The following is a 10986-nucleotide window of genomic DNA, read 5'->3' as shown; positions in this document are numbered from 1 at the left end:
CTTTTTCGCTGTGTCGGTTTGTTTCAACCTGTCTCAGCGACATGTATTAATATAACAGGGATTCAGAGTATCGTCAATGTTTTTTTATAAAAAAAATCATAATTTTAATAACCACAAACATTAATTCATTGTTATTAACCTATTAACTCTTTTTTAAAAGTAAACACGAACTTATTAGGTGTTTTCTCATTGGATTATCCGCTAGGTTAAAAGAATATTTATTCAATTAAATAAAAATCTATTCATAGTTTAAAGTTAAATTTTAAAAAAAGTAGAATCGAATCCCTTTTTAAAGCTATCCGGTTCTACTTTTTTATCAATTTTCTAATTAATTCTCAATCCATAATACAAATGATCGTGTAATGCTCCATTAAAGTCAGCTATCTTTGGCATTCTTCCCCATTGTTGAAAACTAAATTTCCCAAGAATGTATTCACTTGCTCCGTTGCCTTCTACAATCATCGCAATAACATTTTGATAACCGATCTCTTTAGCTTGCTGTAACGCATAATCAACTAACTTTGATCCAATTCCACGCTTTCGATAATCACCATTTACATAGTAACTAATTTCAGCGACCTGATCTACCGCTCTTCTTCCTACTCGGTATCCACTTAAATGACTGTATCCGGCAACCTTTCCATCAACTTCATAAACGAACAGCGGATATTTTTCTATTTGATGAGACTCAAACCATGCTTTTCTTTCTTCTACTGTAAATGGATCAATATCACAGGTGATGCCTCCTGTAAGTATTGCCTTATTATAGATATCTACCATTTCTGGCAAGTCTGCTAAACTAGCTTCTCTAATAAGTGCTTTTTGTTTGGTAAAAGTTACCTCTATCATTTAAGCTTCCTCCAATCCTATCTAAAAATTCATTTTATTGCGTATTCATTGAACCGTTTGCATTCCCTCTCTCACTAGCTTGAGAAGACTTAATTTGTCTCTTTCAATTTATACGGCAAGCATTATTATATACTTTGAGTTATACTTCGACAATCTTTTTTTTGAAAATTTTTATTGTTATTTTTGCGTCTTTTTAAAAAGTCTTTTTATTACTTTAACGGATGCGTTTCTTTACGTGTAAAAAGGTATCTTTGCTTTACAATTTTATTTACGTTCACTAAACTTACAGTATCTAAATAACGGGATTTTTGGAGGTGAAAACGAGATGCAACGAATCTTATTTTGGATTTTCACTAGCTCACTGTTGTTTTTAGGCTATTTTTCTTATGATATTATCACAATGCAAAATTTTATTAATGACACCATTGAGGAGCCTAGTAGTGAAGTCCTCATTAAGGAAGGAGATGCTTATCTTAATGAAGTAAAAAAACTTATTGGCGATCCTTTAGACTTCACATCTGGAGCTCCTACAAAAGCTGGTAATAATATGGAACAAAGTCAAAGTGCATTAATCCAAAAATCAACCATTGTCACCTACCAAGTTACTAATGATGCTCTTTCCAATGGAATCATCAATACGGCTAATACTGATCAGACTGAATATGCTAGAAATACGATTGCTCATAATCAACTATGGGACACCTTTAGGACTATTATACCGGCAGATTTACGCACAAACATTTATTCTTTCTCCGTTTTCTCAGATGGAGCTAACAATCTTTTAGGTTACGTTGAACCGTTAGACTACAATGGAGATACTTGGCAACTTGGAGTTGACTTTGTCGATAGTACAGATGAAAAAAATTTTTATTACACTTTAATTCATGAATATGGTCACCTTTTAACTTTAAATAATAAACAAATGGTCAGCAATTACGATTGGGAAACCTTTAGTCAAAAAGAAATTACTTACTCTTCTTTCTATGGAGAAAGCACTCCTGAGTCGTATATGAATTTATACTACCAAGAATTTTGGATTGATTATTACAAAGAGTGGCAACATCTCAACGTCCAAGCTGATTCAGAAGCTCAACAATCATTTTACCTTGAACATGCCGATGACTTTTTGACAACTTATGCTGTTACCCATCCTGAAGAAGATATTGCTGAAGCATGGGCATTTTTCATTCTCTCTCCTATGCAAAATAATGATACCGTTGCTCAAAAAAAACAAAACTTTTTTTATCAATTTCCAGAATTAGTTGAAACACGAACTGAAATTCTAAAGAACCTTCTAACTGAAGCAAAAAAAGACTAAACCTCAATTAAGGTTTAGTCTTTTTTCTATTAAGATAAAAGCATCTATCATAACTTACTTATATACTTTCTTTATTGTGCTGCAGCAGGTCTCAAACGAGCCCAAGCGTTCTTTACTGAGGTTCTCATTTTTCCAGTCAATGGAACAGCTACTTCTTTTACTGCACAATATTTATCAACAAACGTTACAATGTAACTTTCTTTATACTTTGGAAGAGCCACGGTAGCTAGCCACATGTGTTTAATAATAATATCGCATTCTAATTCACTTAGTTCCGTTAATTTTTTTGCATTTTCGCAAGCCATGCGAGGATGAACATATGCGTGAGTTCCCTCATCAAATTTCGTTATTCTCCAATCATAATAAAATAAATCATGAAGCAAACCGGCACGAGCTGTAGCTCTAGCATCCAAATTATGTTTTTTAGCAATACAGTAACTGATATAAGATACGCTAATTGAATGATCTAGTCTTGTAGTAAAATGATGTTGAGTATAGTCATTAAGTTTCTTTACTTCTTCACATTCCAATAAATCCTCGATAAGTGCAACGTATTCTAAATCTTGCTTCCATTTTGGTTCGGTCATTAAACAACTTCCTTTTCGTAATAATATATGATGTGTTCTAACTGGTTCCTATCATACAATGTATGCTTTGGCTTTTAAAGCAGAACACTTCCAATTTAAAGAAATATTAGGAATGTTCATTTTTTTGACATAGTTTCGTAACACTTAATTTTCGGTTTTGGTGAGCGAAAACATTACTATCCCAGCAGCAACTGCAACATTTAGAGACTCAGCTTGTCCTACAATTGGAATATAGAGATTCTTTGTAGTACGTTTTAATAATTCATCCGACATTCCATTGCCTTCATTTCCCATAACTAATCCATATACAGCTTGAGGGTCAATTTCTCGATAAGAAACAGCCTCTTCATTTAACTCAGTACCAAAAACTGGAAACTCATGTTCAAAAAACAAATCAAACCATTCATTTAAATCACCTTGGTAAACGGGCAAATGAAAATGACTCCCTTGCATAGAACGCAACACTTTACTATTGTAAAGATCGACAGACCCTTTTCCTAATACGACTCCCCCAAAACCGGCAGCATCTGCTGTGCGAACCATTGTTCCAACATTTCCTGGGTCTTGAACATTGTCTAAAAATAAAAAAGGCTTTGTTAGAACAGGTTTATCTAATTGATCTATTTTTTTTACAACTGCAAAAATACCTTGAGAAGTTTCTGTCTCACTTAAGGTTCTTGCGATTTCCGTAGAAATTTCAACTTGTTTTGCTTCATCAAATTCAGGAATATCTCCTACAGCTACTTCTTCACTTATCATTATTTCTAAAATTATCGCACGATTTTTTAAAGCTTCTTCTATTAGATGGAAACCTTCAATTAAATAAGCACCAGCTTTTTGACGCCCTCTTCTTGATTGAAGTTTTTTCCAATTCTTTACGCGTTCATTTTTTGTGGATAAAATTAATTCCATTCGTAATCCTCCGCCCATTTCATCTATTGCTTATTCATTCTACTAAAAAAGTCCTCTCTTTGAAAGAGAGGACTAAAGCTATCTGTTTTAAATTCTTAATTTACGTACCACTATTTTGAAAAATTTCTTCTTATAGATAGTTTGCTGGATTAACACGAGAACCATTTACATAGACTTCAAAGTGTAAATGAACTCCTGTAGAAGAACCAGTCGTACCCATTGTTCCAATTTGTTGTCCTTGTGATACCTGTTGTCCTGCTGTTACTAATAAACTTCCAGATACCATATGAGCGTATAATGTTTGTAAGCCGTTTCCATGATCAATCTTCACATAATAACCCCAAGAACTATGGTAACCAGCAAAAACGACTGTTCCGCTTTGTGCTGCTACGATCGGACCGCCGCCCCCAAAGTCAATACCACCATGTAATTTATTTACACCAGTAATCGGATGAATACGGTAGCCATAAGAAGAAGTAGTATATCCTCCACTTGGATTAATAAACCCTGAACTGTTTGAAGATGACGGAGTGCTTGCTTGAGCTTTATTGTTTGATTGACTTGAAGAACTTGTTGTTTGTTTAGTTTCTGCGACTTTAGCTTCTGCTTGTGCCGCTTTGGCTTCTGCATCAGCTTCAGCTTGTTTAGCAGCAGCTTGTGCTTTTTCTTCTTCAGCAATGATACGTTGACGTTCTTCTTGTAATTCGCTTGACAACACACTTGTTTGAGTCGCAATAACAGCTTGTTCTTTAACAAATTCATTTTTTTCAGATTCTGTCATGTCGTATTTAGTTGCTACTTGAACAATTTTGTCATCTAGTTCTGCTTTTTGAGCTACTAAGTTATTTTTATTTACTTCAATTTCAGCTTTTAATGATTCAATTGCAACTTTTTCATCTTGTGCTGTTTTTTCATTCTTTTCTACTTCTTTTTTATCATTTTCTTGTTGAGTAACAATATCTTTGTTTGCAGAAACCAATTGGTTTACTACACCCACACGTCCGATTAAATCTGACAAACTATCTGCAGATAATACTAAATCGACCATATTAGAAGTACTGCCATTTGTTTGAACATTTCTAGCTTGATGTTCTAATTTTTCTTCACGTCTAGCAATTAGATCTTTTAATTTTTCAATCTCTGCTTTTAATTTTTCAATTTTAGCTTTTGAGTCAGCTAATTTTTGCTCTTGTACTTTCAGTTCTAGTACAACAGTATCGATATTTGTTTGTAATTTTTCAACTTCTGATTCAAGATTTGCTTTTTCAGATTCTAGGTTATTTAAGGTTTCTTCTTGAGATTGGATTTTTGAGTTTAAGTCAGCTGATTTATTTTCTAATTCTGCTTTTTGATTTTCAAGTTCTGAAACGCTCGCTGCCTCTGTCGCAGTTGGCATTACAATTGGAGTTGCAAATAACAATGCTGCAATCATCCCGGTCATCAATTTCTTATTCAAAGCATACCCTCCATGGTTTTTTATACCCTTTTATTTTCTCACGCCAATTAGTATAGCATAGTAATCACAAGAAAATGATGTTAATTCTTTAACAAAATCATCGGTATTATTACATTATCATTTCTGCAATCGCTTACATATTGTTTTTCATTTAAGAAACGCACGTTTTGCATATTTAGCCATATTTTGTTCATATTTAAAGAGTTATTTAAATAGTTTGCACTAGTAACTATTACTTTTTACTAAAAAAATGAAAATGAAAGTATTGAAAGCCAATCAAACCTAAAAAAAAGAAGCGACAGAAAAACTGTCGTTTCTTTTTTTTACTAATTAATCTGTCTATTAAGATTCTTCGTTCCCTACTTTGATCACGATTTTCCCAACTGCATGATGCGTTTCACTCATTGCATGAGCATCGTAGACCCCTTTTGCAGTTAAAGGATAAGTTGCTCCGATAATCGATTTCACTTTTCCTTGTTCCATTAATTGAGCCAACTGGCTAAGTTGTTTTCCATCTGGTTCTAACCAAATATTGTTAAAGGTAACGTCAGCCTTCTCAACTAGTTCTTTATCTGCATCCCCCACAATTGAAATAATTCTTCCTGTATGAGGTTTGACCACTTTAAAACTATTTTCTAAAACTTCTCCGCCCATTGTATCAAAGATGACGTCTACATCCTTTAAAAGTTCAGTAAAGTCTTCGTTTTTATAGTCAATAAATTGATCTACTCCTAAGCTCAACAACAGTTCACGATTTTTTTCACTTGCTGTTGAGATAACGTAAGCCCCTCTACTTTTAGCTAATTGGATAGCATATGTTCCAACGCCACCTGAACCTGCGTGTATCAAAATTTTTTCGCCCTCAACAAGTTTACCGTAATCAAATAATGCTTGCCAAGCAGTTAAACCAGCTAATGGAGCTGCTGCTGCTTCTTCATAAGATACATTTTCAGGAATATACGCTAGTAGGTTATCATCAACTGCAGTATATTCAGCATACGTTCCAAAACGTGTTGTATCTGGTCGTGCAAATACTCTGTCTCCAATTTTCCAATCGGTTACTTCACTACCGACCTCTACAATTTCACCTGCTACATCCCAACCTAAAATAATCGGGAATTCCCAAGGCATCTTTTGTTGCAAATAGCCTTCACGTAATTTCCAGTCAATCGGGTTGATGGAAGTTGCTCTTTCTTTTACGATGACTTGATGCTTTTTAGGCTGTGGCATCGGTACTTCTGCTTCTTTCAACTTTTCTTTTCCACCATATTCTTCGATAATAACTGCTCTCATTTTTTCTTTCCTCCAAACACTAATATCTTTACATAATTTCCATTAATATACTTCTTACTAATAAGAAGTATAACCAAAAAAACAAAGAAATCCTAACGATTTGTTCAGATTACAAATTCCATCAAGCTTCTTCTTTTTTGAAGTGAATACATGCTATGATACTTACAGAGACAAAGAAATCCAATTTTGGTTTAATGGGAAAGGAAGAATAACAACTTATGACAACAATTCGTACGCTAACCATAAAATATGCTCTGCTACAAAGCTTATACTGGATGGTATTTTGCTCCATCTATGGATTTGCTTCAGTCTTTTTGCTCTCCCGAAGCTTCGAAAATCAAAACATTGGGCTTATTCTTGCCATCTCCAATATCTTATCCGTTATTTTACAACCTATTTTAGGTGCTGTAGTCGATAAGTTTGAAAAATTAACATTGAAATGGAGCTTAATTATCCTTACAATTTTATCTATTGGCCTTCTTGTTTCTTTGCTTCTTTCTGCGGGCGCTCCTGCAATTGAAGCATTACTATTTATAGCTGTAGTTTCATTAGTTTTATCCATGCAGCCATTCATTAATTCTTTTACATTTGAACACATTAATAGTGGGGTAGAAATCAATTTTGGTTTAACAAGAGGAGCAGGTTCCTTAGCGTTCGCTCTAACTTCATACACGTTAGGCCTATTGTTAACATGCTTTAGTACAATTATTTTACCTATTGGCTGTATTTTTTTATTAGTTGCTTTTTTAGTTCTTATTTTTACCTTTCCTGAAGCTAGTACTTCTGAATTACAATCTACTCTAGACTTAAAACTAGGTAACTCCTTAACTAAAGAAAAAGAATCTTTTTTCAAAAGATACCCTCGCTTTTTATATTTTCTAATAGGCGCAGCTTGTTTATTTCTTTTTCACACTATTGTAAATTCGTATTTAGTCCAAATCATTCACTCACTCGGAGGAAATGACAGCGACTTTGGTTTATCATTGATGATTACAGCTTTGTGTGAACTCCCTGCTATGCTAGGATTCAGTTATTTATTGACCAAACGAAAAAGTGGTATTTGGCTGAAAGCAGCTGCCGTTTTCTTTGTAGTAAGAAGTATTCTTTTCTTGCTATCAGGATCGGTGTCCATGATTAACGTTACTCAATTATTCCAAGGATTAGCATTTGCTCTTTACATTCCAGCATCAACTTATTATGTCAATCAATTAATGCAAAAAAAAGATCGTGTCAAAGGGCAAACATTTAACGTTGGCGCCATTACACTTGGCAATGTGGCTGGAAGCCTTATAGGCGGTTGGTTATTAGACAATGCGGGGGTTCCACAAATGTTAAGTGCTGGAGTAGCAGCGGCAATTATTGGATGTATTTTGCTCTTTTATTCAGTAAGAACAGATATTTAGAAATAGAAAAACAACCAATAGTGCAGACAAGTAGTCTGCACTATTGGTTGTTTCATTAATAGAAAGTTTCTTTTTTCAATTCTTTCATTAAATACATCAAGTCTTTTTCAAAAGCAATTCCATATATGGGATCAATTTGATCTTCAATGGTTCGTTTTACAACTCTTGAAATATAATTTACTGCTACTTCATTAGCTCTTTTCAAGCTGTGCTTTTGAAATAAAAATCCAGCTACTACGCTTGTAAACAAATCTCCTACCCCATCGAAATGCCCTGGATAAACTTCTGAAAAAGTATAATCGATTTTCGAACTTCCTTTGGAAATAAACGCAGCACCTACTTGTCTTTCATTTCCGGTTACACCAGATAAGACAATATTTTGGTTATTTTTGTCCGTTAATTTCCTTATAATTGGTTCAATTTTTTCTTTAGTATGTGGCTTTTCTGGATAGTTTGTTTCTGTTAGTAAGCAAGCTTCAGTTACATTTGGTATCAAAACATCTGCAAATTGACAAAGTTTACGCATCGCTTCAACATGTTCAGAGGTAAAACCCGGGTATAAAGTTCCGTGATCACCCATCACAGGGTCTACTACAATTAGAGCTTCTTCTGTTGAAAACTGTTTGATGATGCTTTCCATCAATTTAATTTGTTCTATAGAGCCTAAATATCCGATGACTATCCCATCAAATTTTATTCCTAATGAACGCCAATGATTTAAAATAGCTGGGATTTCAGCGCTTAGATCTAAAAAAGTATACCCTTCAAAACCTTTACCGGTATGTGTAGACAACAATGCTGTAGGTAAAATACTCACCCAATTTTCTAAACAACTTAGAATCGGGACAGCCACATTCATTGAAATACGGCAACTTGCTGAAATATCTTGGATAACTAAAATTCTGGGCTGCTTCATCTTTTTCTCCTCTTCTGCTCGTTTTCTTCTCTTTATCTAGTCTAGCATAATTCTTATTATAGAATCTGTACTTTTCAGTTTTTTTTATTAAAAAAATCATGACATTGTTGCTAAAAAAAGATAAGATGGCTTTATACATATATGTAAAGGATGAGAATTATGCGAAAAATTACTACAAAAGAAATTGTAACAGTTGCTCTATTCATGGCTATGACTATAGTAATGACGATCCTTATTCGTATACCCACATTTCGTGGCTATATTAACTTAGGAGATATGGTTTTATTATTTGCTGCATTATTTTTAGGAAAGAAAGCTGGTTTTCTTGTCGGTGGATTAGGAAGCGCACTTGCTGATATCATTGCAGGTTACGCTTTTTATGCTCCCATTACTTTTATAGTAAAAGGACTTCAAGGATATATTTGTGCTTGGATTTTTCAAAAAACAGGCTATCATAAACCTCTTTTAGCTACTATCCCTGCTGGTATATTTATGGCACTTGGCTATTTTGTTGCTGAAAGCTTTATGTATGGTTTGGCTGGAGCAGCTATTTCTATTCCTGGAAATTTACTTCAAGGAATAGTTGGGGCATTAGGCGCGGTCCTATTGCAAAAAAGTGTAGGTTCTAAAATAAAAAAATAATGAGTTCTAAAAAAAGTGTTGCTGAGTATACTCAGCAACACTTTTTTGTTTACATGAACTAAAATTAAAAATAACAACTTTGCATAGAAAAGGTCAACTCTTTTTATTTTAAATCAAAAAGTTTATCATCAATTTAATTCAGCCGGTTTATAATTATCTTCTAATTTTTCCATCAGCAATCCTACAGATAAACCAATAAAGAATAATACAACTGCAGCTGCTATTCCTCCTGCAGATATACCAATGTATTGTTCGGGCAACGGAGCTATAATGACCGTTGAAGCTATTACAACACCTAGAATAAAGTGAAAAATAGTTGCATAAGCGATTTTCATTAATTTGCTTACCAATTTAGACAGTAACAAAACACATAAAATTGCACCAATCGCGACAGGAATCAAGATAGAAAAGTTCAAATCTTTTATACCTTCTGTCATGGGCTCATACAAATGCATGTACATCAAAAAATTAGAGGGACTTAATCCAGGAACTATAAACCCTAAGGCAAAAATCCCGCCGGCCATTACCCATGACAATGTGGATTGTTCAACTACTACATTCATATTAAATTTTGCATAAATTAAACCTACAAAAGCAAGAATCGCAACAACTACAGCAATCACAAGGTGATAAGGCTTACGTCCATTTTTCCCAGCTTCTTTATATAAAGCAGGCAATGTTCCCAAAATACAACCAATAAAGCACCATAAAACCTGAACCTCATTATTTTTCAAAAAATAATCAATCGGATATGCCAGCACAAATATACCAAACAAACCACCAATCCCTACTGGAATAAAATAACGTACATTTTTAAGGAAGTCTTTGCGAATATTTGATAGAAATGCAATCATATTTTCATAAATTCCAAATACAGCTGCTAAAGCTCCTCCACTTACGCCCGGTAAGATAGCACCTGAACCAATAAACATTCCTTTCACAAAACGGAAAAACCAATCAATAATACCTTCATTTTTTTTCATAATAACTAAATTTACCTCCACTCACTTTACAAAAAAGTGATTATTATTCTATTTATGCTGCTTTTAATATTATGACACATTTTTTTTACTTTTTGTTTAATTTTTAGTTATGTTTAACTAAATTAAGAATACGGATGAATCTAATACCATAAACAGCTGACAGAAAAATCATACTTTTCCATAATACTTAACCACATACCAATTGACAAGTATAACAATATAAACCTCTGCTGTCTTTTTTCTTTATATAACTTCTTATCTATTACTTTAAATTTTTTCTACTAGTTTGCTGACTTATTGTTATTTTTCAATTTTAATTTGATTGCTTTCACACTAATAAATGTGATACCTAACAATACATTTTGCATCTTATGTGTAAATCCAGAAAGAATAAGTATGTAGCTACAAATAAGTAAAAATACAAATGCAAGAACTAACTTTTTTTGAAAGTAACTCATTAAACTCCTCCTATTACTGATAGTAAATCATATAATGGATATATAAAGTAAAATTAATTGTGTACGTTAATTCTTTTATTAAAGTGATTTTTTGAGAGCGTCAATAAGTTTGTGTAAATAAATCGCCCTTCTGCAAAATAATCTGTTACTTAGTAAACATTGAAGCTAA

At 33.4% G+C, this 10986-nt stretch carries 11 protein-coding genes; 3 read left to right on the top strand and 8 right to left on the bottom strand.

What is annotated here, in order from left to right; all coding sequences use genetic code 11:
- Positions 1 to 324 precede the first annotated feature (324 nt).
- Positions 325 to 849 carry a GNAT family N-acetyltransferase gene (locus ABS911_RS12765; protein ID WP_350467872.1) on the bottom strand — a complete coding sequence of 175 codons (525 nt, stop codon included), beginning with the start codon at positions 847 to 849 and terminating at the stop codon, positions 325 to 327.
- A 325-nt stretch (positions 850 to 1174) separates the two neighbouring features.
- On the opposite strand from ABS911_RS12765, the gene ABS911_RS12760 reads away from it, so the two are divergent.
- On the top strand, positions 1175 to 2167 hold the full coding sequence (locus tag ABS911_RS12760) for a hypothetical protein (RefSeq protein WP_350467871.1): 993 nt from the start codon (positions 1175 to 1177) through the stop codon (positions 2165 to 2167).
- A gap of 71 nt (positions 2168 to 2238) precedes the next feature.
- On the opposite strand, the gene ABS911_RS12755 is transcribed toward ABS911_RS12760, so the two are convergent.
- The 4 genes from ABS911_RS12755 to ABS911_RS12740 form a co-directional block, all read right to left on the bottom strand.
- Positions 2239 to 2754: an HD domain-containing protein gene (locus tag ABS911_RS12755; protein WP_350467870.1), complete on the bottom strand. Its 516-nt coding sequence runs from the start codon at positions 2752 to 2754 to the stop codon at positions 2239 to 2241.
- A 144-nt stretch (positions 2755 to 2898) separates the two neighbouring features.
- Positions 2899 to 3666, bottom strand: a complete 768-nt coding sequence (locus ABS911_RS12750) for a TrmH family RNA methyltransferase (protein ID WP_350467869.1) — start codon at positions 3664 to 3666, stop codon at positions 2899 to 2901.
- Positions 3667 to 3796: 130 nt separating this feature from the next.
- On the bottom strand, positions 3797 to 5122 hold the full coding sequence (locus ABS911_RS12745) for a murein hydrolase activator EnvC family protein (protein ID WP_350467868.1): 1326 nt from the start codon (positions 5120 to 5122) through the stop codon (positions 3797 to 3799).
- Positions 5123 to 5464: 342 nt separating this feature from the next.
- Positions 5465 to 6415 carry an NADP-dependent oxidoreductase gene (locus ABS911_RS12740; RefSeq protein ID WP_350467867.1) on the bottom strand — a complete coding sequence of 317 codons (951 nt, stop codon included), beginning with the start codon at positions 6413 to 6415 and terminating at the stop codon, positions 5465 to 5467.
- A 218-nt stretch (positions 6416 to 6633) separates the two neighbouring features.
- Here ABS911_RS12740 and ABS911_RS12735 point away from each other — a divergent pair, with 218 nt between their 5' ends.
- Positions 6634 to 7818: an MFS transporter gene (locus ABS911_RS12735; protein WP_350467866.1), complete on the top strand. Its 1185-nt coding sequence runs from the start codon at positions 6634 to 6636 to the stop codon at positions 7816 to 7818.
- A 55-nt stretch (positions 7819 to 7873) separates the two neighbouring features.
- On the opposite strand, the gene ABS911_RS12730 is transcribed toward ABS911_RS12735, so the two are convergent.
- The gene (locus tag ABS911_RS12730; protein WP_350467865.1) at positions 7874 to 8734 is read right to left on the bottom strand and encodes a pyridoxamine kinase; all 861 of its coding nucleotides are present in this window, start codon (positions 8732 to 8734) and stop codon (positions 7874 to 7876) included.
- A 159-nt stretch (positions 8735 to 8893) separates the two neighbouring features.
- On the opposite strand from ABS911_RS12730, the gene ABS911_RS12725 reads away from it, so the two are divergent.
- Entirely contained in the window at positions 8894 to 9376 is a 483-nt protein-coding gene (locus ABS911_RS12725; RefSeq protein ID WP_350467864.1) for an ECF transporter S component, read from the top strand.
- A gap of 128 nt (positions 9377 to 9504) precedes the next feature.
- Here the strand turns inward: ABS911_RS12725 and ABS911_RS12720 are convergent, their stop codons facing one another.
- Together ABS911_RS12720 and ABS911_RS12715 are read right to left on the bottom strand one after the other, a co-directional pair.
- Positions 9505 to 10359: a DUF368 domain-containing protein gene (locus tag ABS911_RS12720; RefSeq protein ID WP_350467863.1), complete on the bottom strand. Its 855-nt coding sequence runs from the start codon at positions 10357 to 10359 to the stop codon at positions 9505 to 9507.
- A 281-nt stretch (positions 10360 to 10640) separates the two neighbouring features.
- Positions 10641 to 10817, bottom strand: a complete 177-nt coding sequence (locus tag ABS911_RS12715) for a hypothetical protein (RefSeq protein ID WP_350467862.1) — start codon at positions 10815 to 10817, stop codon at positions 10641 to 10643.
- Positions 10818 to 10986: the final 169 nt, after the last annotated feature.

It is taken from the genome of Carnobacterium sp. (assembly GCF_040274425.1).
This window is presented reverse-complemented; position numbering and strand designations above follow the sequence as displayed.